The organism is Actinophytocola sediminis (genome assembly GCF_054779715.1).
Genome location: NZ_BAAGXS010000035.1, coordinates 32,732 through 54,250 on the forward strand (window position 1 = coordinate 32,732; position 21,519 = coordinate 54,250).

18 protein-coding genes are annotated in these 21,519 nt (G+C 68.1%); 9 read left to right on the forward strand and 9 right to left on the reverse strand.

Translation table 11 applies throughout. The annotated features are described in order from the left end of the window. The first annotated feature begins 4 nt into the window (after positions 1-4). The gene (locus tag ACYVIP_RS22065; RefSeq protein ID WP_460399263.1) at positions 5-559 is read left to right on the forward strand and encodes an ester cyclase; all 555 of its coding nucleotides are present in this window, start codon (positions 5-7) and stop codon (positions 557-559) included. Between the two features lie 16 nt (positions 560-575). On the opposite strand, the gene ACYVIP_RS22070 is transcribed toward ACYVIP_RS22065, so the two are convergent. The 3 genes from ACYVIP_RS22070 to ACYVIP_RS22080 form a co-directional block, all read right to left on the reverse strand. Further along, positions 576-2,354, reverse strand: a complete 1,779-nt coding sequence (locus ACYVIP_RS22070) for a hypothetical protein (protein ID WP_460399265.1) — start codon at positions 2,352-2,354, stop codon at positions 576-578. 133 nt (positions 2,355-2,487) lie between these two features. Next, positions 2,488-3,843, reverse strand: a complete 1,356-nt coding sequence (locus ACYVIP_RS22075; protein WP_460399267.1) for a flavin monoamine oxidase family protein — start codon at positions 3,841-3,843, stop codon at positions 2,488-2,490. A gap of 172 nt (positions 3,844-4,015) precedes the next feature. Further along, on the reverse strand, positions 4,016-4,861 hold the full coding sequence (locus ACYVIP_RS22080; protein ID WP_460399269.1) for an NmrA family NAD(P)-binding protein: 846 nt from the start codon (positions 4,859-4,861) through the stop codon (positions 4,016-4,018). 80 nt (positions 4,862-4,941) lie between these two features. Between ACYVIP_RS22080 and ACYVIP_RS22085 the strand changes: the two genes are divergently transcribed. Continuing rightward, complete coding sequence (locus tag ACYVIP_RS22085) at positions 4,942-5,934, forward strand: AraC family transcriptional regulator (protein ID WP_460399271.1); 993 nt, start codon at positions 4,942-4,944, stop codon at positions 5,932-5,934. Here ACYVIP_RS22085 and ACYVIP_RS22090 read toward each other — a convergent pair. From ACYVIP_RS22090 to ACYVIP_RS22100, 3 genes are all read right to left on the reverse strand, one after another. Further along, positions 5,904-7,514, reverse strand: coding sequence for an FAD-dependent oxidoreductase (locus tag ACYVIP_RS22090; RefSeq protein ID WP_460399273.1), 1,611 nt, complete (start codon positions 7,512-7,514; stop codon positions 5,904-5,906). The two genes, ACYVIP_RS22085 and ACYVIP_RS22090, sit on opposite strands and share 31 nt — an antisense overlap. A 109-nt stretch (positions 7,515-7,623) precedes the next feature. After that, positions 7,624-8,466 (reverse strand): helix-turn-helix transcriptional regulator, encoded by an 843-nt coding sequence (locus tag ACYVIP_RS22095; RefSeq protein ID WP_460399275.1) that lies wholly within the window; start codon positions 8,464-8,466, stop codon positions 7,624-7,626. 401 nt (positions 8,467-8,867) lie between these two features. After that, positions 8,868-10,055 carry an Nramp family divalent metal transporter gene (locus tag ACYVIP_RS22100; protein WP_460399277.1) on the reverse strand — a complete coding sequence of 396 codons (1,188 nt, stop codon included), beginning with the start codon at positions 10,053-10,055 and terminating at the stop codon, positions 8,868-8,870. 376 nt (positions 10,056-10,431) lie between these two features. Here ACYVIP_RS22100 and ACYVIP_RS22105 point away from each other — a divergent pair, with 376 nt between their 5' ends. Continuing rightward, positions 10,432-13,203 (forward strand): helix-turn-helix transcriptional regulator, encoded by a 2,772-nt coding sequence (locus ACYVIP_RS22105; RefSeq protein WP_460399279.1) that lies wholly within the window; start codon positions 10,432-10,434, stop codon positions 13,201-13,203. A gap of 10 nt (positions 13,204-13,213) precedes the next feature. On the opposite strand, the gene ACYVIP_RS22110 is transcribed toward ACYVIP_RS22105, so the two are convergent. Next, positions 13,214-13,423 carry a DUF5988 family protein gene (locus tag ACYVIP_RS22110; protein ID WP_460399282.1) on the reverse strand — a complete coding sequence of 70 codons (210 nt, stop codon included), beginning with the start codon at positions 13,421-13,423 and terminating at the stop codon, positions 13,214-13,216. A gap of 446 nt (positions 13,424-13,869) precedes the next feature. On the opposite strand from ACYVIP_RS22110, the gene ACYVIP_RS22115 reads away from it, so the two are divergent. Genes ACYVIP_RS22115 through ACYVIP_RS22125 form a run of 3 tightly spaced genes read left to right on the forward strand, consistent with a single transcriptional unit; the run spans position 13,870 to position 16,098 of the window. After that, on the forward strand, positions 13,870-14,646 hold the full coding sequence (locus ACYVIP_RS22115) for an AfsR/SARP family transcriptional regulator (protein ID WP_460399284.1): 777 nt from the start codon (positions 13,870-13,872) through the stop codon (positions 14,644-14,646). A gap of 24 nt (positions 14,647-14,670) precedes the next feature. Further along, positions 14,671-15,633, forward strand: a complete 963-nt coding sequence (locus ACYVIP_RS22120; RefSeq protein WP_460399286.1) for a ribonucleotide-diphosphate reductase subunit beta — start codon at positions 14,671-14,673, stop codon at positions 15,631-15,633. Positions 15,634-15,636: 3 nt separating this feature from the next. After that, complete coding sequence (locus tag ACYVIP_RS22125; protein ID WP_460399288.1) at positions 15,637-16,098, forward strand: hypothetical protein; 462 nt, start codon at positions 15,637-15,639, stop codon at positions 16,096-16,098. A gap of 50 nt (positions 16,099-16,148) precedes the next feature. Here the strand turns inward: ACYVIP_RS22125 and ACYVIP_RS22130 are convergent, their stop codons facing one another. Next, complete coding sequence (locus ACYVIP_RS22130; RefSeq protein WP_460399290.1) at positions 16,149-16,652, reverse strand: flavin reductase family protein; 504 nt, start codon at positions 16,650-16,652, stop codon at positions 16,149-16,151. A 180-nt stretch (positions 16,653-16,832) separates the two neighbouring features. Between ACYVIP_RS22130 and ACYVIP_RS22135 the strand changes: the two genes are divergently transcribed. Then, positions 16,833-18,020 carry an acyl-CoA dehydrogenase family protein gene (locus tag ACYVIP_RS22135; protein ID WP_460399292.1) on the forward strand — a complete coding sequence of 396 codons (1,188 nt, stop codon included), beginning with the start codon at positions 16,833-16,835 and terminating at the stop codon, positions 18,018-18,020. A 66-nt stretch (positions 18,021-18,086) separates the two neighbouring features. On the opposite strand, the gene ACYVIP_RS22140 is transcribed toward ACYVIP_RS22135, so the two are convergent. Then, positions 18,087-18,452 carry a YybH family protein gene (locus ACYVIP_RS22140; protein ID WP_460399294.1) on the reverse strand — a complete coding sequence of 122 codons (366 nt, stop codon included), beginning with the start codon at positions 18,450-18,452 and terminating at the stop codon, positions 18,087-18,089. A 180-nt stretch (positions 18,453-18,632) separates the two neighbouring features. On the opposite strand from ACYVIP_RS22140, the gene ACYVIP_RS22145 reads away from it, so the two are divergent. Next, the gene (locus ACYVIP_RS22145) at positions 18,633-20,207 is read left to right on the forward strand and encodes an aminotransferase class III-fold pyridoxal phosphate-dependent enzyme (RefSeq protein ID WP_460399296.1); all 1,575 of its coding nucleotides are present in this window, start codon (positions 18,633-18,635) and stop codon (positions 20,205-20,207) included. A 9-nt stretch (positions 20,208-20,216) separates the two neighbouring features. Further along, a complete protein-coding gene (locus ACYVIP_RS22150) occupies positions 20,217-21,503 on the forward strand; it encodes a PucR family transcriptional regulator (protein WP_460399298.1) in 1,287 nt (428 codons plus the stop codon). Positions 21,504-21,519: the final 16 nt, after the last annotated feature.

Consider the following 21,519-nt stretch of genomic DNA (forward strand, 5'->3'; position numbering starts at 1 on the left):
ACCGATGAAAGCTTTGTTTCGCAGCCGCCGCACCGTGTTGCTCCTCGCCGGCCTCCTGGTCGCCGCCGGTGCCTTCGCACTGCCGGCGGTGGCGTCCCAGTCCGACGATGGTCGCGCGGGGGAGCGGCACCACGGCCGCACGGCGCACGAGAAGGTCCTTTTCCAGCAGTGGACCGACATCTGGAACGGTGACTACGCGACGGCACCGAAGATCATCGCCAGTGACTTCACGGTGCACGCCGCGCTGCTCGACGGCGGTGACGGCAGCGCCATCCGCGGTCCGGAGGGGCTGGTGGGTCTGGTCCAGCAGATCCGGGGCGTGTTCCCCGACCTGGAGTTCACCCTCGAGGTCGGCCCGCTGATCGACCACGACCACATGTCCGGCCGGTGGATCGCGACCGGCACCTACGGCGGCGGTTTCCCCGGTGCCAACGCCCCGGTGGGCACCGTGGTGACCTGGACCGGCACGGACACGCTGCGCCTGGAGCACGGGAAGCTGGCCGAGTACTGGTTCAACGCCGACAGCCACGTGCTGTTGCGGGAACTCCAGGTCGGGTAGCGCTCGCGGCACGCGTTCACCAGCGGGTCGGTTTCCGGTAGGTGAGCCCGAGTTTCTCGGCGCCGTCCTGGCTGCCGCCGACGATCTCCGCGGTGGTCTTCGGGTCGATGTCCAGAATGGACTCGATGACCGCCGCGGCCAGCGCCGCCGGGTCTTGGTCGTGGACGTCCACGACGAGGCCGAACTGCACCGACGGTTCGTCGGACGGGGTGCGTCGGGCCGGGTGCTCGAAGGTCAGGCGCACGCGGTCGAGGTCCCGTAGCCACGCGGTACACCAGCCGGGACGGCAGTCCCACCGGCCCAGGATCGTCGGGTCCGTGTCGAGTCGCTCGGCGACGAGCCTGGCCACGGTCCTGGCCGGCCATTCCCAGCTGTGGTCCCGTTCGGCGCGGGCGATCTCCCGGTCGTAGTCGGCCGCGTCGAACCGGGTCTCCTGTGGAGGGTCGCCGGGCGTCGACGAGCGCCAGTCCTGCCAGACCACCTCCGGCCCGTCCCGGGTGATCGTGACATACAGCCCCCCGCAACAACCCTCGGTGCAGTACGCCTCGGCGAGCCGGACCTCCCGGGGGTCGTCGGTCGCCCGTAACCGTCCACTGTGGAGCAGTTGTTCCGGGCTCTCGGCACCACCCCGGTCGAAGGCCGTCGCGACCACCGGCATCCCGTCGATCAGGATCCTGGCCTCGACGACCGGGAAGCCGACCGTTTCTGGTGCTGGCACGACGACCTGGACGACGAACCGGCCCGCCGGCACGCCGCCCTTGGCGGTCTGCGCGATGACCCACGCCGCGCGCCTGGCCTCGACCGGATCAGCGGACCGCGCGTCGCGGCGCAGCCGCGCCAGCCACGGCCCGGCGGACAGCAGGCTGCCGATCCGGTCGACGAGCCGGCCACGCGACTCGCCGACCACGGGTGCGGCCGGGCCGGTACGCAGGTCCTCGGCGACCGTGGCCAGCAGCGTGGCCCGCCCCAGGGTGGGCGGCCGTTGGCCGGCGAGGGTGACCCAGCGCTGGTAGACCGCCGGCGCGTCCGGGTAGCGGCCGATCTCGGACCGGTAGTTGCGGGTGCTGGTCATGGCGAGCAGGAGGTTTCCCGCCTGGTCCCACAGCGCGTCGTCGACCGCGGGCCCGTTCAGCAGCTCCGCCAGCGCGTGCGCCTGGGCGATCTTGCGTGCGAGGTCGCTGGAGAGCAACTCCCGTGGCGTGCACCGCACCCAGTCGCGAACGGCCGGATCCCGGTGCCCCAGCAGGGACTCCACGGCGCGGATGCGGGGATGGCTCCGTGATCGCTCAGCGAGCCAGATCAGGTCCCGCTCCGCGCCCGGGATCCTCGTCAGCGCCCCGATGGCGAGGTAGTCCGCGAAGCTCAACCTCCCGATGACCGTCAGCATGGGGATGTCGTGCTGTTCGGCGTGGCCACCCAGCAGGCCAAGGCCGACGATGACCGCCCGCCGGTCGGTGCCGTGGCGAACCAGCCACCGGGCGATGTCCAGCAGTCGCGGGGACGGCTGGGGCACGGTCTCGCTGACCCAGGCCACGTCTCTGGAGCTGATCGTCAGCCGGGTACAGACGTCGTGCAGATCCTGGGCCGACGACGGGGTGGCGAGGAACTCCCGGAGGGCGGCCGTCAGGGCCGGTTTTCGCTCTGGGTACGGGATACGGGGCTGGTCGCCATCGTCGGGGAACGGGCGGCCACCGGCCGGCAGCGGATCGTCCGGGGTGCGCCGGTGCAGCCGTTGCGCGTGTTCGAACAGGGAAACCGGGCGGTCGAGCGCACTGCGCTCGCTGGACACGCTCACCGGCTGAGTGAAGTCTCGATTCTCGTCGACATGCCCGGAAGAGTACACACCGGAAACCAGACTCGTCAGTCCGATTAGGTAGACGAACGGGCATCCTCCGCGCGTTCAGGACCTGAACGCGCGGAGGACGTCGCTACGAGCCAGCGCCTTTCGCGATCTCGGTCGCCTGCTCCGCCGCACGGATTCCCGACTCGAAGGCTCCCTCGATGAAGCCGATCCAGCCACTGGCGATGTCGGAGGTGGCGAAGACGAACCTGCCGTGCGGCCGCTGGATCCCGGGCAGCTGAGCGGTGAGCTGGCCGGGCTTACGCAGCGCCCAGGCACCCTGGGAGTACGGGTCGTTCCCCCAGTCGTGCGCGCGGAAGTCGACCAGGGTCGCCTCCGGCAGGACCTCCTTCACCGCCAGCTCGATGGCCGAGCGGTCCCTGATGTCCAGGGCGGGCAGACTGTTGATGGCGAACATCAGCTGGCCGTCGTCCAGCTTGCCCTGCGAGATCATGGCGGCGAACGGGTCGCCCTCAGCGCCGTTGACGACGACCTCGTCCTCGACGCCGCGCACGTGGAGCCACAGCTTGCTGATGTTGGGTACGCCGACGCCCTGCCGGGTCGCGGTAGCGTGCACCTTGGGGAGACCGGGAAGGAACTTGATCGTCTTCCACACGTTGACCGGAACGGCCATTACCACGGTCTTGGCCGTGTAGCTCTGGCCGAGTCCGGCGGTGACGACGACCCGGTTGCCGAGCTGGGTGACCGCACGGACCGGCGTGTTCAGGCACACCGTGGCCCGCGAGTCGTCGAGGACGGCCCTGATCAGTCCCGACATGCCGGTGGCCGGGCGCATGACCTGACTGGCATACCAGTTGGCGGGGTCCCAGCCGGCCAGCGACCACCACTGTGCCAGCGAGGTCAGCGCGCCGAAGGAACTGGAACCGCCGGACTGGCCCGCGGTGATGCCGGTGACCCACTTCTCGTCAGCGGGCGACAGCGCCAACTCGTCGAGCCGGTCGCGCAGCGAAAGGTGATCGAGCTCGCTGATCAGCTCCTTGCGGAAAAGCGGATTTCCGGGCTGGGGGAAATACTCCTTCGAGCCCTCGAACAGCCTCTCCAGGAGCCCACCCTGGCGGGTGAGAAGATCAGTGAGCGTGAAATTTTGTGGGCCGTCCAGCGTCGGCATCACCGCGCGGGTCAGTTCCGGCCCGGCGATGGTTCCGATGCCGTATCGGCGTAGCGCGTCCGCCACCAGTGGCTGTGAATCTGATACGAATTGACCCCCCAGCTCGACACTCTTTCCCGCGAAGGTATCCGTCCAGGTGCGCCCACCGACCCGGTGGCGCGCTTCGAGAACGAGCGTTTCGAACCCCTGCGCCGTGAGTTCGCGAGCCGCTGCCGCCCCCGCGAACCCGGCGCCGACGACGATCACGTCATAGCGTCTCTGTGTCACCGACGAGTCATCGGCGGCAATATGAGCCCCAGTCATGGTTTCCCCCATCTAAATTTACGTCCCCCTATAGGTTAGCACTCCCTATACTGGACGTAGTGCGCGTTTTGTTCGGCGTGCATCGAATAGACAGGTCGACCGGGGTGTGGACCCATCCATGATTCCTACTTCGTGGTCACGGCCGGGCCCCCGGCGCCGCGCGCTGTCGGGGGCCCGGCCGGGGTCAGACCGCCCAGCCGCCTGCCTCGGCGGTGGACTTGGCGAACTCGGCGAAGGTCCGTGGCGGGCGGCCGAGGGCACGCTCCACGCCATCGGAGACGTACTCGTCGGTTCCGCTCCTCAACGGCTCGACGATGTCGGCGAAGGCGGTGGCGTCCTCCTGGGACAACCCCTGCTGAACGAGTTCGGCGACATAGTCGTCGACCGACAGCGACACGTAGCGGACCTCGCGGCCGGCGGCCTCGGAGATGGTGGTGACCGCCTCGGCCAGGGTCACCCCGCGCGGGCCGGACAGCTCGTAGATCTCCCCAGCGTGCTTGTCCTCGGTCAGCGCGGCGACCACCACCGCGGCGATGTCCTCGGCGTCGACGAAGCTGGCCGCCCCGTCGCCGCCGGGCAACCGCACCTCACCCGCCCGGACGGCGTCGGCGAAGAAGCCCTCGCTGAAGTTCTGCGCGAACCAGCCCGGCCTGCTGATCGTCCATTCGAGACCGCTCTCGCGCACCGCGGCCTCGCTGTCGAGAAGGCCGTCCAGCGCACCGCTGCCGTCGTTCGCGTAGTCCTCGTTGTCGATCCCGCGCCCCGAGGCCAGCACGAGCCGCTGCACGCCGTGTTTCACCGCCAGGTCCACGAACGGGCGAACGAGCATCGTGCCGTCCAGCTGTACGATGTAGACCGACCGCGCACCCTCCAGGGCGGAGTCCCAGGTGCTGTTGTCGGTCCAGTCAAACACGTGTTCACCGCCGCGGGCCGCGGCGCGGACCGGCAGTCCCTTGGCTCGCAGTTGGCTCACGACGCGACGGCCAGACTTGCCGGTCGCCCCGGTGACGAGAATTGGATGGTCAGACATGACCTGAGTCAATCGGTTGACGTCGAGACAATCCATGGCTAATAAGCTCCGTTTGATGTCTGGACGTCTACAATGAGGCCATGGACGTCGTGTCGGACCTGTTGGCCGAGGTGCGGGCGCGTGGCGCTGTCTTCCGGCAGACGACCATGCGACCGCCGTGGGCCATGCGGATGGCCAGCGGCGCCCCGCTGACGCTGGCCATGATGCTTCGCGGCCAGGCGTGGATCGTTCCCGACCGACACGAACCGGTGCTCATCAGGACCGGTGACATCGCCGTCATCCGGGGCGATGTGCCCTATGCGGTGGCCGACGACCCCGCGACCACCCCGTCGCTGGTGGTGACCAGGGCCGACTACTGCCCGACGGCCGAGGGCGTCGAGTACGTGTCCAGGCCGGCCAGGGCCTGTGGAACGCCGGACGACGGGGCCGCGGTGTTGCTCAGCGGGGCCTTCGAGCGCCGGGGAGCACTCAGCGAACGGCTGCTGCACGCCCTGCCCGCCGTGCTGTCGGTGCCGGCCGAGGACAGCACCTGCCTGCCGGTGGAGATGGTGGCCGATGAGGTCGCCAGAGACCGCCCGGGGCAGCAGCTGGTGCTGGACCGCATGCTGGACCTGATGCTCGTCTCCGCGCTGCGCCGGTGGTTCGACAACCCCGAAGCCAGTGCCCCCGCCTGGTGCCGGGCGCTGGACGATCCGGTGGTGGGTACCGCGCTGCGGCTGCTGCACGACACCCCCGTACACCCGTGGACGGTGGCGGAACTGGCGACCAGGGTGGGGGTGTCGCGGGCCGCGCTCGCCCGGCGGTTCACCGCGCAGGTCGGCGAACCGCCGATGGCCTACCTCACGAGCTGGCGGATCGCCCTGGCCGCGGACCTGCTGCGGGAGACCGACCACACGGTGGGCACGATCGCGAAGAAGGTGGGCTACGCCAACGCCTTCGCACTGAGCGTGGCGTTCAAGCGGCTGCGCGGCACCCGGCCGAGTGATCACCGGAAGCCGGAGACCGGCGCGGCGGGCCGGACGCCCGCCGCGCTGGTCAACGGTCAGCTCGGTGGCCGCACGGAGAGCGCGTGACTGAACACCTCCCGCGGATCCCACCGGCCTTTCACCTGCTGCAACCTCGGGTAGTTCTCCTTGTAGTAGAGGGAGTGCCATGGCACACCTGAGGTGTTCCAGGCGGGATCGGCGAGGTCGGCATCCGCGTAGTTGATGTAGGCGCCGTCGTAGACCTCGCCGGGGACCGGCACGCCGCCGGTGTCGGCGTGCATCTCCCGGTAGAACTCCCTGATCCACCGCAGGTGCTCGGTGTCCTCGGCCGAGTTGGTCCAACTGTTGACGTAGACCACCTTGTTCACCGAGTCGCGCTGGGCCAGCGCGGTGGCCGTCGGTGCGACGGTGTTGACCCTGCCGCCGTAGGAGGTGATCAGCCATCCGCCGACCGGGTTGTCGTAGTCGGTGCTGGTCAGCCACCCGTACGCGATGTCGAGCTGCTCGTCGGGCAACGCCGTGCGCAGGTAGTCGGCCTTGACCTTCGCCCGGGTGCCGCTGAACGTGTCCGGGGTGCGGGACAGCAGCGTCGCCTTGAGCCACGGGTCGCGCCGCACGTCGTGGGTGAACGGCACGTTCACCCCGTCGTTCAGCGCGGCCAGGTAGTCGGCCAGCAACGTGTCGGCGTTGGGCAGCGTGCCGTCCAGGGTGGTGTTCAGGTCGAGGACGCCCGACTGCTTGCGTAGCACGGTGAACAGGCTGTAGAGGCTGGCGTAGGGCGAGTCCGGGGCGCTGTTGAGCTCGTGCCAACGACCGTGGTTGTGCAGCAGCCGACGGAAGGCGGCCTGCGTCATGTCCGCCCATGACCACCGCACCAGGCTGTCCAGCACGGTCGCGGGTGGCGTGGGCAGCAGGGTGGCCGGGTCGGTCCCGGTGGCGTCCGGGGAGCGGAACCAGTACCTGGTCACGATGCCGAAGTTTCCGCCACCCCCACCGGTGTGCGCCCACCACAGGTCGTGGTTGGGGTCGGTCGGCTCCCTGGTCGCGCTGACCAGCCTGGCCGTTCCGTCCCCGGCGACCACCACGACGTCGATCCCGTACAGGTGATCGACGCAGCTGCCGTGCAGCCGGCTCAGCCTGCCGTAGCCGCCGCCGCTGAAATGCCCGCCCGCGCCGACGGTCGGGGTCAGACCGGCGGGGATGGTGACGCCCCATCTCTTGTACAGCGTGCGGTAGACCTCGCCGAGACCGGCGCCCGGCTCGACGAAGAACGCTCCGCGCTCCGGGTCGTAGCCGGTCTCGTTCAGCTCGGACAGGTCGATGATCACCTGTACGGAGGGCGCGTGCACGAAGTCCTCCAGGCAGTGCCCTCCGCTGCGGACGACGACCTTCTTACCCGCGCTCACCGCGCCCTGTACCGACCGCACGACCTGCGCGGCCGAGTGGACCACGTGGATCTGTCCCGGTCTGGCGACGAACCGGGCGTTGGAACCGATGACCAGGTCGGCGTACCGGCGATCGGCCGGCGTGATCACGGTGGCGGACAGGTCCGGCGCGGTGGCGGCGGGTGTCGCGGCCGCGGTCCCGCTGGTGGCCGAGGGAACCACTGCGGCAAGCGGAATCGCCGCCGCTCCCAGCAGGACTTTCCGGCGTAGCTGGTCGGTCATGAATTTCCTTCCGTGATATGCCTGATGCCGATTTCAGAACCGCGATACGATGGCATCGCGTGCTTGGTGGACTCCACCGGGATATGACGTCGGCCGCGGCCGACGTCGCTCATAGTAGGTCGGAGAACTTGTCCTTCACCGCGTAACCGAACTGGAACCTGCTGGTCGCACCGAAACGGTTCATCAGCTGACCGATGTGTTTTCGGCAGGTACGTACGGAAAGTCCCAACCGCCGCGCGATGGCGTCGTCCTTCGCCCCGGCGATGAGCATCTTGATGATCTCGGTCTTCAGTTCCTCGCCGATGGTGTCGCTCTCGACGCGTCTGGTGTCGAACTCCTTCGCGCTCGCCCAGGTGTGCTCGAAGCACGCGTACAGGAATGCCACCAGGGTGGGGTCCTTGATCACCGCGGCCGCGCCGTTGTCCTCCTGGTAGGCTGGAATAAACGCCGTCTCCCCGTCGAAGATGATCAGCTTGCTGAACAGCGATTCCGTGGTCCTGAACTCGGCACCCAGGGTGAACAGCGTCTCCGCGTGCTCGCGGGTCGCCACGTCGAACCTGGCGGTGTGCTGGTAAAGGACCCTCATCCGGACGCCGCGGCCGAGCATCTCCTCGTCCCGCTCCTTGGCCTCGAGCAGCTCCTGAACCGATCGCCGACCGCCCGGTTGCATGCTGACGACCTCGATCGAGCTGTTGGTGGCGGCCTCGCGCAGCAGCGAGCGGACCGCCTCGACGTCCTTCACCAGGCCGATGTCCGCCCCGGCGTGCACACCGAACTGGCTGGTCCGGTGGTAGAGCGAGATGCGCTTCAGGTCGTTGCGCAGCTTGTCGAGCTCGGCCTGGCGTTCCAGCAGCTCCAGCTCTTTGGGCGTCAGCACGGTGGCGGTCGCGACGATGGGGTCCATCGGCAGGTACCGTTGTTCCGGGTAGGTGATGTAACGGAGCAGCTGCACCTCCAGCAGCCGGTTGACGAGGTCGTAGATCTCAGCTCGTGAGTATTCAGTTTCCGCGGCGGCATCGTCGATGGTGAAACTGGGTCTGCCGAGGCTCCACTCGTAGATTTTGAGACTGCCCTCAGGTAGCTTTGGGAAAGAGCTCGGCTCTATTGTTGCCACGTTCCCCCGATCACATCATGTGAATAGCTGACTGCTTGTCGCAGAGGCAGTCATGGGTCACTCAGCGAGAACCAGCACCACCCCCGGTGCTCCAATTATTGCGCACCCCCGCCGCGAGATTGTGTGACCATCGTGACCATCCCGTGCCCATCCCGTTGCTCGCGCGGCGACCCGCGTGGTCAGCGGATCTCCGTCGGGTAATGACACCGCCAACGGGAAAATCCCGATTTCCCGTTGGGTCACCCCCGGATGCCCTGGACGAGCAGCAGAAGGTTGAGTCCGGACACCAGCACCGCGCCGGTCGCGCCGACAAGTGTGGTGATCGGTCGGTTGACCATGCTTCCCATGATGTCGCGGCGCGCGCCCAACATGATGAGCGGCACCAGCGCCAACGGGATACCGAAGCTGAGCACGACCTGGCTCAGTACCAGTGCCTGCGTCGGATCCATGCCCGCCGCGAGCACCACGAGCGCGGGTAACATGGTGATGGTCCTGCGCAGCCACAATGGGATACGCCTGCGCAGGAAACCCTCCATGACCACCTGCCCGGACAGGGTGCCGACGCTGGACGCGGCGAGTCCGGATGCGAGCAGGGCCACAGCGAACGCCAGGGCCACGCCAGGGCCGAGCTGTGTGCCGAGACCCTCGTGCATGTCGGTGAGCGAGTCGCCGACGCCGCTGCCGTGGAAGACGTTCGCGGCCACGGCGAGCATGCTGAGATTGACCAGCGCCGCCAGTCCGAGTGCCACCCCGATGTCGACGCGGCCCGCCCGCAGGACCTGGCGCTGTCCCTCGGCGTCCGGTCGGTGGTGGCGTTGGGTGAGCGCGGAGTGCAGGTAGATGACGTGGGGCATGACGGTGGCGCCGAGGATGCCGGTGGCGAGCAGGATGCTGTCGACCCCGTCGAACCTGGGGACCAGTCCGGCCGCCGCGCCGGTCAGCGGCCCCAACTGCAGGGTCTGGTAGAGGAAGCCGCCGAGGACCACCGCGAGCATGGTCGCGATCACCGCCTCGAACGGCCGCCTGCGCAGCGGCTCCAGTGCCAGCACGGCCGCCGAGGCCACCGCGGTGATCAGTGCCGCCGGCAGCAGGGGGATGTCGAACAGCAGGTTCAACGCCAGCGCCCCACCGACGAACTCCGCCAGGTCGGTGGCCATCGCCACCACCTCGGCCTGTACCCACAGCATGGCGGTGACCGGTCGAGGGAAGTGCTCCCGGCACAGTTGTGGCAGGTTCCGGCCAGTGACGACACCCAGTTTGGCCGAGAGGTACTGGATGAACATGGCGAGCACGTTCGCGCACATGATGACCCAGAGCAGCAGGTAGCCGTGGGTGGCGCCAGCTGACATGTTGGTGGCGAAGTTGCCGGGGTCGACGTAGGCGACCGCGACCACGAACGCGGGCCCCATCGTCATGCTGGTGGTCACGATTCTGGCCTTCCACGCCCGACCTCGAGTGTGGCGCGCTTCGTCGACCATGTGGTAGACCTTTCGGCCAAGTTTCTCAGAAATGCTCAGATTGGCACGCGTTCCACGCTGAACGGTCGGCACCGCATTAACAGTCAAGCCTAGTTTGACAGATTTCTCGGCTCCACCCCCCGGCCCCTTCAGCAAGCTGCACTTCCATTTCAGGAAGCCGCTAATGTAAGGAATCTCATCTTTCGTCGCTGGTCAATAAGGTGAATGTTTGTAGTGGACTTGTCGGGTACGGTGAGGGAGTTCGGCAGGATCATTCAGGGATCGCGGGTGAACCGTTTGGGTTCATCGTTCTTTGGTCTAGGATGCGTAGGTCTCGCTGGGGAGAGTGTGCACGTTGGTCTGCCTGGAAAAGGAGATGGATCTGCTTCGCCTAATGCTCCGGCACACCACGTGTGGCCGGGGTGGCGTGGTGATGGTGAGCGGCCCGCCCGGCAGTGGCAAAACCGAACTGCTGCATGGTTTCGCCGATCACGTGGTCAGGTCAGACGCCTTGTTGCTCGGTGCGACCGCGTCGCGCAGCGAACGGGACGTCCAGTTCGAGGTAGTGGTTCAGCTCCTGCAGAAGATCCAGGAACTTTCTGGTCAGGTCGTCGCGGTCCAGGATCGGAGAGTCCTGGCGATGTGCGAGGACAACCTCCGGAGATCCGCGCGCGGGGCGAGCGACGAGGCATACGCACCGGTCGTGCAGGCATTGTGGACAGTACTCACCCGACTCGCCGGGACCAGACCGGTGGTGATCGCGGTCGATGACGTGCACTGGGCCGACGAGTCGTCCCTGCGTTGCCTGCTGGCCGTCGCTCGGCGGCTGCCGTTCACCCAGACGTTGCTGGTGCTCGGCATGCAGACCGGGCCACAGTACGACTACCACCCGCTGCACGCCGAGTTGCTCTGCCAGCCGCACTGCCATCGCGTGCGGCTGTCGCAGCTGTCAGTGGACGGCGTGCGCGCCGTGCTGGCAGGTGTTCTCGGTGATACCGAGGCGGATCGGCTCGCGGCGGTCGGCCACGAGGTGACCGGTGGGAACCGCCTGCTGGTGAACGCGATGGTGGCGGATCTGCGCGGTACGCGCTCGGCGGAGCCGGTCGGCGAGGCCTACGGCGAAGCCGTGCTGACCTGCCTGTACCACGGCAGTCCAAGGCTGCTCGCGGTCGCCCAGGTCATCGCGGTGCTCGGCGAATCGGTTGCGGACAGCCTCGTCAGCGGCATCCTGGGCATCGATCGTGATACGGCGGCACGCTACCTGGACGCCCTGGACGCGATGGGGGTGCTGCGCGACCGGTCGTTCCGGCATGACGCGGGGAGCCGGGCGGTCCTGGACCAGGTGGGTGCCGAGACGCGGGCCCGAATCCACCGGTCGGCGGCGATGCTGCTGCGTCAGGACGGGGCGGCCGACGAGGTCGTCGCCACGCAGCTGCTCGCCGCCGGGCCGCCGCTGCCGCCGTGGTCGGTCGGCGTGTTGCGCGCGGTCGCCGAACAGGCGCTGCTGAGCGACTCGCCGGACCTGGCGGTCCGTTGTCTGGCGCAGGCGCGCTCGACAACCCAGCACCGCCCGGAGCGGGACGCGGTCACGGTGGAGCTGGTGTCCGCGCGGTGGCGAACCGACCCGTCGACCGCGTTCCGTCAGCTGCCCGAGCTGTGCGCCGCGGTTCGCGACGACACACTGACCAGGAGTCATGCGACCGCCCTGCTGCCCCACCTGCTGTGGCACGGCCGGTTCGATGACGCGGCGGTGCTACTGCACCGGCTGGCCGCCCTGCCGGTCACCGCCGACTCGGCCGACGTGGAGTTTTCGCGACTGTGGCTGGCCTTTCACTACCCAGCCATGGCGTCGAGGTTCCCGATGCCGACCGACAGCCGGCCGGCGCCGGCGACCGCCCTCTGGCCGGACCCCCGGCTACAGGCGGCGCGGATCCTCCTGGCATTCCGTTCCGGGGATCTGGGCGACAACCTGGTCCGCCAGGCAGGACAGTTGCTGCACGGCAGCCGACTCTCCGAGATGACCCTGGAGCCGATCACCACGGTGCTCGCTGTGCTGGTCCAGGCCGACCACGTCGGTTCGGCGGCTCGGTGGTGCGATGCGCTGCTGAGCGCGACGTCGGTCCGCGACGCACCGACCTGGCAGGCGGTGCTGTCGAGTCAGCGCGCGGAGATCGCCCTGCGCGAAGGCCACCTGGTGGCCGCGCGGCGGTATGCCACGGACGCGTTGCGGGGGTTGGACGCCAAACAGTGGGGGGTCGGTATCGGGTCGCCGCTCGCGAGCGCGCTGCTCGCGGCGACCGAGCTGGGAGACCTCGCCGAGGGCGCGCGCCTGTTGCGCCAACCGGTGCCCGAGGCGATGTTCGAAAGCCGGTTCGGGTTGTCCTATCTGCACGCCAGGGGGCACCACCTGCTGGCGACCGGCCAGCCGCACGAGGCGTGCGACGACTTCGTGCTGTGCGGCGACCTCATGACGGCCTGGGGCATCGACCTGCCGAACAGCATCGCGTGGCGCCTGGACCTGGCCATGGGTCTGCTCGCGGTCGGCGACCGTGACCTGGCGCGCGCGTTGATCGAGGAACAGTCGGCCAGGACGACGGTGACGACGGCCCGTTCCCGGGGCACCATGTTGCGGCTGCTCGCGGCGACTCGCGATCAGCCAGACCGGCATCGGCTGCTCAGCGAGGCCTGCGACATCCTGCGGGCCGCCGGCGCGCAGCTCGAGTTGGCGAAGGCGCTCACCGATCTCAGCCAGTCCCACCGCCTGCGCGGCGAGGACGACCAGGCGCGGCTGAGCGCACGGCGCGCCTCGCGGATCGCCAAGCAGTGTGGTGCGGAGCCGCCGCGGACGGTGCTCACCCGCGGCGACATCCCGGCCCCCCGGCAACCGGACGTGACCAACGTCTGGCACCCGTCGGGCGTGGCGACACTGAGCGATGCGGAGCGCAGGGTGGCCGCGCTGGCCGCGCGGGGTATGACCAACCGGCAGATCGGCCTACGGCTGTTCATCACGGTCAGCACGGTGGAACAACACCTGACCCGGGCCTACCGCAAGCTGAATGTCAACGGACGCGCCGAGTTGCCCGCCGAGCTCGACTTCACGACCGTCGACCGAGACTGACGCCGGGTCCTCACTCCGCGATCTTCGTCTGCTGGAACCACCGGAAGACCGGCATCGTGGTTCCGTCGACTTCACGGTCTCCACCGGAGTACTCGAAGTGTTCGTAGCCATTGCCCCTGACCAGGCGGACCCGGTCCGACAGGTCGGTGACCTCGTACACGCGGTTGGCCTCGGGCAGGCTTACTGGACCACCTTCCAGCAACACCTTGATCGGTTCCATGTGCGTTCTCCTCTCGCGTCACCGCACCCGTGGGGAAAGACTCCGGGGTGGCCGCTGCCGGATTCTCGGCGCCGATGCTCACCACGGTGCTGGTGGATAATGGCCAAAAGGAACCCCTAACCCTGACCGGTACTGATCGACCTTTGTGTTCTAGGGGTTCGACTAGGGGCCTTCCTGGTCAAACTCCTGAAATGGAACAGCAGGTTCCTGAGCAGGTTCTCGACTGGTTGTCCGAATACACTGGCCAACGGCGGACAGGGTAGCTGGCTGCTGACTGAAATGAATGAACACGAGACCTCTGGAGAAAAGAAATGCGTGATACAGGCTGGGGGATTGGTGAGTAGAGTAGTGCGTCCCCGGATATTCGGAGACCAGGCCTGTGGCTGAGGTAATACATGCGATTTTATGTGTTGGGCCCACTGCAGGTCTGTGACGGCGACCGACTGATGCGCGTGCGCGGGGTCCGGCAGAGCGCGACGTTGGGCTACCTGTTGTTGCACCGCAACGAGATGGTGCCGGTGAGCAGGCTGATCGACGCTGTCTGGCCGGCGACGGTGCCGCAGACCGGGCGGCAGATCCTGCACAACGCCATCTTCCGGTTGCGCGGCATCATCGCTACCGCGCGCAGCGCCAACCGGCCGGTCAAGCTGTTGCGTGACGGTCCGGGTTACCTGCTGCTCGTCGACGACGATTCCCTTGACCTGGCCAATTTCCGGAGACTGGCCGCCGGCGGGCAGGCCGATCTCCGGGCAGGCCGGTGGGAACGGGCCTCGGCCACGCTGCGCTTCGCACTGCGGTTGTGGCGGGGACCGGCGCTGACCGACCTGGCCGAGCACGGATACGCCTGGCCGGAGCTGCGGGCGTTGCACAACGAACGGGTGGCGGTCCTGGTGAACCGCGTCGACGCGGATCTCGCGCTTGGCCGCTACGAGGACGTGATCGGCGACCTGGAATACCTGATGGAAACCGATCCACTGCGTGAGCAGGTGTGCGGGCGGTTGATGCGGGCGTTGTACGAGACCGGGCGACAGTCCGAGGCGCTTGGCCTTTACCGCAGAACGAGGGACGCGCTGATCAGCCAGCTCGGCCTCGAGCCAAGCCCGCAACTGCGGGAGTTGGAATACGCCATCCTCAATCACGATCTTGATCCGGTGGCCGCCGGGGAGTTGGTCCCGGTGACCGCGGGTGCGGTTGACACCGGATTGAACAAGAGAATGTGGTAAGACGAAGAGAATTGGAGATCCTGGATGGCGCAGATGTCACCGGCCATGCTCGCCGCGGTCGAGCAGGCAACGTTAAAGGAACTCAAGGACGTCAGCATCGACGACATGATCGACTATGTGCACAAGGATCTGAAGAAGCTGCCGAACTATCTCGACCTGTACAAACGGTACTTCACGCATCGGTGGAACGCCTATGACCTGGACTTCAGTCAGGACTCCATCGACTGGTGGACCAAGATGACCGATGTGGAGCGCAAGGCGTTCACCGAGATCGCCGCCGCGTTCCATCACGCGGAGCGTCAGGTGGAGATCGAGCTGCCCATCTTCATGCTGTCGGGCAGCGAGGAGGCCAAGATGTTCCTGGCCACCCAGCTGGAGGACGAGGCGCGGCACACGTTGTTCTTCGACCGGTTCTACCGGGAGGTCGTCGGCCTGCCGGGTGAGTCGGTGGAGGACCTGCTCGCCTCCTCCTTCCCGCACGTGCCGGAGACGTTCGTGGGTGCGTTCGGCCTGCTGTCCTATCTGTCCGAGGATCTGCGCCTCGACGTGGAGAACCCGGCCAAGCGGGTGCGGTTCGCCACCTCCTACTTTCTGTGGATCGAGGGCGTACTGGCCTTGACGATCATGAAGTTGACGCTGACGTACTGCCGTAACAAGGGCTACCTGCCCGGCTACTACACCGGATTCATCGCGTCCTGCCGCGACGAGTCCAGGCACGTCCAGTTCGGCATGCGGTTCCTGCGCGACTCGGTGCAGGAGGACCCCCGGCTGCTGAACGAGATCCACGAGACCCTGCGCACCGAACTGGCGATGAACGGCGGCGCGAGCGTGCCGGCCCCGCTGGAGCCCCTTGGCTTCTCCGAGGAGGAGGTCGTCCAGTTCATGATCCGGCAGGTGAACAACAAGCTGTCCGATGTGGGCATCTCGCTGCCGCCGGACATCCAGGAGATGGTGAACAGCATCCAGCCCGAGATCGCGGGAGGCTGACCGATGTCGACGATTGCGCGGACCTACGAGTTTCTCAGCGTCCCGTGGGCCGAGGCCGCTCGCGAGCAGCTCGATCGCGGCCCGAGCGAGGAGACGCTCGCCCGCAAACAGGAGAGCTACTGGGAGTGGATCGCGGCGACCCGCGAACCGTACTCCCACACCTGGGCGTTGGGGGTGGCCGACGAGCACGGCGACACCTCCTACCTGCGGCTGACCTGGCAGCGCGGCAAGTGTGCCAAGTCGGAGATCATCGCACCGGGCGCGCCGGTGTCGGCTGACTTCGTGATCGTCGGCACCAGGGAGACCTGGCGGCGGTTCCATGCCGGGGAGCTGAACCACCAGCGGATGGTGGTGGACAAGCAACTGCGGCTGACCCACGGCAACATCCTGATCTTCTTCCGCGCGGTCTTCTTCTTCATCGAGTGCCTGGCCGCGCTCCAGTTGGTGCCCACCAGCTTCGACTGACCACTGACTCGGCGCCGCCCCACCTTTCGGGTGGGGCGGCGCCGAGCCGGTCAGCCGATCAGGTCCGCGGCGGCGGCGAACGATCCGTACCGACCCCGGTGGAACACCAGTGGCGCCTCGCCGGCGGTCGCCGCCAGCTGGACCACCCGGCCGATCACGATCACGTGATCCCCGGCCGGATGCGCGTCCTCCACCGTGCAGTCCATCCACGCGATCGCCTCGGACAGCCGAGGTCCGCACGGGCCGGATGCCCACCGCACGTCGGCGAACCGGTCGATCCCCTTGGCGGCGAACTGGCGGCACAGCCACTCGTGTCCGGCCTCCAGCACGTTCACGCAGAACGACCCGGCCTCCCAGATCACCGGCAGGGTCGAGGAGCCTCGTGCGCCGCAGAACAGCACCAGTGGCGGGTCCAGGGAGACCGAGGCGAACGAGTTGCACGCCATTCCCGCGGCCTGATCCGGTGGCCCGCCGGCGGCGATGATCACAACCCCGGTCGGAATATTTCCGAGAACCTGCCGAAAGTGGGCTGGATCAATGGCGGACATAGCCATCCTCTCCGCGAACGGTTACTTCTGAGAAATCGTAGGCAGGTCGCCGGTCCGAAGTTTTGGTACAGCCGACCAGAACACTGGTCGAAATTTGGGACGCCGGCGCACCGAATCATCTCCCCGGGTGGTGTTCACTAAAGCATCGGAACCGGGCGGATCTGCCTCTACTGAAAGGTGAACAGCGTGTCCACGGACCTGGATATGGGATATGTGCCAGCGGTACAGAAGTATGTCGACAGGGCGCAGGGACTGATCCCGCTGCTGCGCGCCAACGCCGCCCGCGGCGAAGAGGACCTCACCCTGGCGGCGGAGTGCGTGGACGCGCTGCGCGACGCCGGGTTCTTCCGGATGAGCGTGCCCAAACGGCTCGGTGGCGACGAGCTGGACATTCGTACCCAGTCCGCGATCATCGCCGCGCTCGGCCGTGGGGACGCCTCCGCCGGCTGGCTGGTCAGCATCACCGGCGCGGCCGAGGTGCTGGCCAGCCTGATCTCCGAAGCGGGTGCCAAGGAGCTGTTCGGCGCCACGGCGGACGCGTACGTGTGCGCCAACGGTGGGCATCACAGCGCCACCGCGACCAGGGTGGACGGTGGTTACGAGATCTCCGGGCGGTTTCCCACCATCTCCGGCTGCGAGATCGGCGACTGGATGATCCTGGCGGTCGTGCCGGTCGTCGTCGACGGTGAACCCACCGGTGAGTTGATCTCGGGGGCCGCCCCGCCGAGGGCCGGCCGCATCGACCGCACCTGGAACGTCGCGGGCATGCAGGCCACCGGCAGCCACAGCGTGGAGTACGACGAGCTGTTCGTGCCGGACAGCCGGGTCATCGAGCACACCGTCGACGCGGCCGGGGGCCTGACCAACTTCCCCGGTCCGGACACCTTCGCGGTGATCGCGCATCGATCCATCGCCTCGCTGGTCGGCGCCGCGCACGGGGCACTGGACACCGTGCGGGCGATGCTGGACAAGGGCAAGCCGTTGATCGACACTACCTACACCAGTTCGCTGGAGTCGCCGGTCGTGCGCCAGTGGCTCGGCCAGGCCACGCACCTGGTGGACATCGCCTACCGGAACCTGCTGACCGCGTCGGACCTGTACGACTCGGCCAGGGCCGAGGGGTCCATGTCGCGGGAGGAGCGCACCCGGGCCCGGATGCACGGGGTCTCCGCGCTGGAGTCCGCGCGCCAGGCCATGTTGCGGATCCTCGACCTCGGCGGAACCAGCGGTTTCGCCAACACCAACCCGTTGCAGCGGTACTGGCGGGACTTCGAGGTGGGCAGCCACCACATCCACTTCAGCAAGTTCGTGGCCCACGAGGACTACAGCCGGGCGCTGCTGGGGATCGATCCCCCCGTCTCGGTCATTCACTGAACGACGGCGCGAACGACCTGGCTCGCCCACCGGATCCGGTGGGCGAGCCAGGTCGCGTTCGGGGGGTCAGCTGGAGCCGAAGCGGTTGTCGATGGCGAACTTCCACGCACCATCGGCGTCGCGCACCAGCACGTCGGTGGCCCGGCCGTGTTCGGTGCCGCGGGTGCCGTCCTCGCCGAGCTCGTCCAGTGACCAGTCGGTCACGATCAGAGCCACGTCGCCGGCCAGGTAGGTGTGCACGAACGTGAACTCGACCTGTGGCTTGGACTTGGCGAAGTACTCGGCGAGCGCCTCGCGCAGGTCGCCGCTCTTGGACAGGGCGACACCCCGGTCGATCACGGTGACCCCCTCGTCGGTGTAGTGGGCGAGCACCGCGTCGGCATCACCGGCGTTGAACGCGTCCTTGTACATCTGCTGGAGTTTGGTGAACATCTGTTGCTCCTCGGCGCACGGGGGGCATCATGGGCTGTCGTCATGATAAATTCCCGGTCGCGTTTCCCGATAACTGGTCACTAATTGACCGCTAACCAGGTGGGTGGATTATCACTCGGTTAGTGGGCGGTTATCCCGGTACTGAATGATGAATTTCAAGCCAAGGGAGAAGGGGTGACCATGACGTCCGAAGTCAACGAACTGGTAGATGGCGTCCTGCACAGGGCGACGGGCGAGGTCGGTCTTGATGTGGAATACGTACGGGCCACCGGCAACACCGTGTTCGCGAAAGGTCCGAATGGTGCCGAAATTCCGGTGAGCGACTTTCTCGGCGGGTTCGGGGCGCTGCTGCTCGGCCACAACCACCCGAACCTGGTCGCCCATGTGACCGGCCTGCTCCAGCGGGACGCCCCGGTGCTGACGCAGCTGTCGTTGCGGCCGCAGGCACACGAGGTGGTGGGCACGCTCAACCGGATCCTGCACCGGGAGTTCGGCAGCGACGAGCCGTACTTCGGGGTGTTCGCCAACAGCGGGGCAGAGGGCGTCGAGGTCGCGGTGAAGCACGCCGAGTTGGACCGCGGGCTGCGGGTGGACGCCCTGCGCGCCGAGATCGACAAGCACATCGGGGTCGCGCTGGCGGCCGCGGCGGCCGGCGCCGGGGTCGACGGAACGGTGATGGGCCTGCCAGCCTGGGCCGCCCCCGAGGCGGTGGTCGCGGAGGTTCGCCGGCGCAACGAGGAGGCGTTCGCCAGCCCGCCTCGGCTCATCGCGCTGAGCGGCGGTTTCCACGGCAAGCTGATGGGCTCCAGCCAGCTCACCCACAACCAGGACTACAGGCTGCCGTTCACCGCGCTGGCCGCGCAGGCCACCTTCACCCAGGTCAACGATCCGGAGGCGTTGCGGGCGACCTTCGAGAACGCGCGCGTCACCGGCTACGACCTGGGGTTCACCGAGACGGGAGTCGAGGTGGTGCGGCGCGATGTGCCGGCCTTCTGCGCGCTGCTGCTGGAGCCGGTGCAGGGCGAGGGCGGCATCGTGCCACTGACCGCCGAGTTCGCCAAGCAGGTCCAGGCGCTGAGCGCCGAGTTCGACTGCCCGGTCATCGTGGACGAGATCCAGAGCGGCACCGGTCGCTCCGGGAGCTTCTTCGCCTCCGCCCAGTGCGGTCTGCTCGGGGACTACTACGTGCTGGCCAAGAGCATCGGTGGTGGGCTGGCCAAGCTCGCGGTGACCCTGGTGCGGGCCGGCCGGTACCGGCCCGAGTTCGAGATGGTGCACAGCTCGACCTTCGCCAAGGACGGGTTGTCCACCTCGGTGGCCGCCGCGGTACTGGATCTGCTGGAGGCCGACGACGGGGCGATCTACCGGCTCGCCGGTGAGCGCGGCCGTCGGCTGGCGGAGGCGTTGCGGGAGGTACGGGCGGACTATCCCGCGATCATTGCGGATGTCCGCGGCCTCGGCCTGCTCCAGGGCGTCGAGTTCGGTGACCTGTCCGCGTCGGGTTCCGCGCTCGCCGCGCAGCTTCAGCGCGCGGGCCAGTTCGGGTTCCTGGCCTGCGGCTACCTGCTGCATGAGCACCGGGTCCGGCTGTTCCCCACCGGTAGCGCACCGAACACCTTGCGGCTGCAGCCATCGGTGTACGTCACCGACGAGGAGATCGACCGGTTGGCCACCGGACTGCGTGCGCTGTGCGCGCTGCTGGCTGCCGGTGACGATCATGGACTCACCGCCTTCGTCGGCGAACGCGCCTTCTAGGGGACCGGGATGGCGAACACGGCGCGCTTGCTGCTGTCCGCGGCCCCCGGGGTGGCAGACGAATCCGCCTGCCACGCCGAGGTGATCGCGGAGGCGATTGTCCACTGTGGACATGAAGGGGTCGGCTGGGCGGTGTCCACCGGAGGCGACCTGCGCAGGGCCATCACCCAGGAGTTGGCCGAGTGCGGTGACGTCCGGCTCACCCCGGTTGACCACGCGTTCCTGGAACTCATCGCGCTGTGGTGTGCGCTGCGGCTGTGCGGCGCCCAGCGGCTGCCGGCGGCACTGACCAGGGATGTCGAGGCGGCGGTGCGGACCCACGTGGAACGCGGCTTCGAACTCGACGCGTCGCTGGCCATCATCCGCATGGCGCATGCCCGGATCACCCAGGACCTGATGGGCAGATGTGGTCGGCTGGGTGCGGCTGATCGCCCGACGGCGGTGATGGGCGAGCTGTCCGAGGCGCTTTTCGACGCCATGGAGACCCTGTGCCGGCTGGTGTCCACCCGGTTCCTCCGGGAGCGGGAGAAATGGCACAGTGGGCTGGTCGCGCAGCGCCGGGAGTTGGTGCGCGGCGTGCTGCGCGGTGAACCCGTGCCCGAGGACAAGGCCACGCGCAGGCTCGGGTACGACGTCGCCCAGCAACACCTCGCCGTGCTGGTGTGGTCCGAACGGGACGACCGGCGGGACGCGGACCTGGAACGCGCCGCGCTGAGCCTGCTCGGCCGCGCGGGCTGCGCGGCGAAGCTGCTGATCCCGGCCGGCGCCGCCGGCCTGTGGGCCTGGGGCGCGCAACCGGCGACGGGTGCGGTGCTGGTCGATGTGCCGTTGCCAGGGGACGTGCGCGCCGCGGTCGGGCTCCCCGCCTGCGGGGTGGGCGGACTGCGCACCTCGCACCTGCAGGCCGTGACCGCGGCCAGGATCGGCACCCGCTCCGGCACGGCCACCGTGCACGAGTACCGCACGTTGGAGTTCATCGCGCTGTTGGCCGCGGACGAGCAGGCTGCGGCGGCCTTCGTGGCCCGCGAGCTGGGGCCGTTGGCCGAGGACACCCCGACCGCGCGGATGCTGCGGGCCACGTTGAAGAGCTACCTCGACGAGGACCGCAGCCCGGCGGTCGCGGCCCGACGCCTGCACGTCGCGAAGAACACCGTGCTGTACCGGGTGAAGAAGGCCGAACAGCTTCGGGGCAGCCCACTGGGAGACAACCGCCTGCAGTTGCACGCCGCGCTGCATCTGGCGGAGGTTCTCGGCACGGGTGGCGCGCGGCCCGTCGGCATGGCGGCAACGGCCTGAGCACGTCCTTCGACGC

Bases quoted from the DNA above. Each gene is read 5' to 3' on its own strand.
- ACYVIP_RS22065 (WP_460399263.1), top strand. From the start codon at position 5: ATGAAAGCTTTGTTTCGCAGCCGCCGCACCGTGTTGCTCCTCGCCGGC.
- ACYVIP_RS22075 (WP_460399267.1), bottom strand. From the start codon at position 3,843: ATGGGGGAAACCATGACTGGGGCTCATATTGCCGCCGATGACTCGTCG.
- ACYVIP_RS22080 (WP_460399269.1), bottom strand. From the start codon at position 4,861: ATGTCTGACCATCCAATTCTCGTCACCGGGGCGACCGGCAAGTCTGGC.
- ACYVIP_RS22085 (WP_460399271.1), top strand. From the start codon at position 4,942: ATGGACGTCGTGTCGGACCTGTTGGCCGAGGTGCGGGCGCGTGGCGCT.
- ACYVIP_RS22090 (WP_460399273.1), bottom strand. From the start codon at position 7,514: ATGACCGACCAGCTACGCCGGAAAGTCCTGCTGGGAGCGGCGGCGATT.
- ACYVIP_RS22110 (WP_460399282.1), bottom strand. From the start codon at position 13,423: ATGGAACCGATCAAGGTGTTGCTGGAAGGTGGTCCAGTAAGCCTGCCC.
- ACYVIP_RS22115 (WP_460399284.1), top strand. From the start codon at position 13,870: ATGCGCGTGCGCGGGGTCCGGCAGAGCGCGACGTTGGGCTACCTGTTG.
- ACYVIP_RS22120 (WP_460399286.1), top strand. From the start codon at position 14,671: ATGGCGCAGATGTCACCGGCCATGCTCGCCGCGGTCGAGCAGGCAACG.
- ACYVIP_RS22125 (WP_460399288.1), top strand. From the start codon at position 15,637: ATGTCGACGATTGCGCGGACCTACGAGTTTCTCAGCGTCCCGTGGGCC.
- ACYVIP_RS22130 (WP_460399290.1), bottom strand. From the start codon at position 16,652: ATGGCTATGTCCGCCATTGATCCAGCCCACTTTCGGCAGGTTCTCGGA.
- ACYVIP_RS22140 (WP_460399294.1), bottom strand. From the start codon at position 18,452: ATGTTCACCAAACTCCAGCAGATGTACAAGGACGCGTTCAACGCCGGT.
- ACYVIP_RS22145 (WP_460399296.1), top strand. From the start codon at position 18,633: ATGACGTCCGAAGTCAACGAACTGGTAGATGGCGTCCTGCACAGGGCG.
- ACYVIP_RS22150 (WP_460399298.1), top strand. From the start codon at position 20,217: ATGGCGAACACGGCGCGCTTGCTGCTGTCCGCGGCCCCCGGGGTGGCA.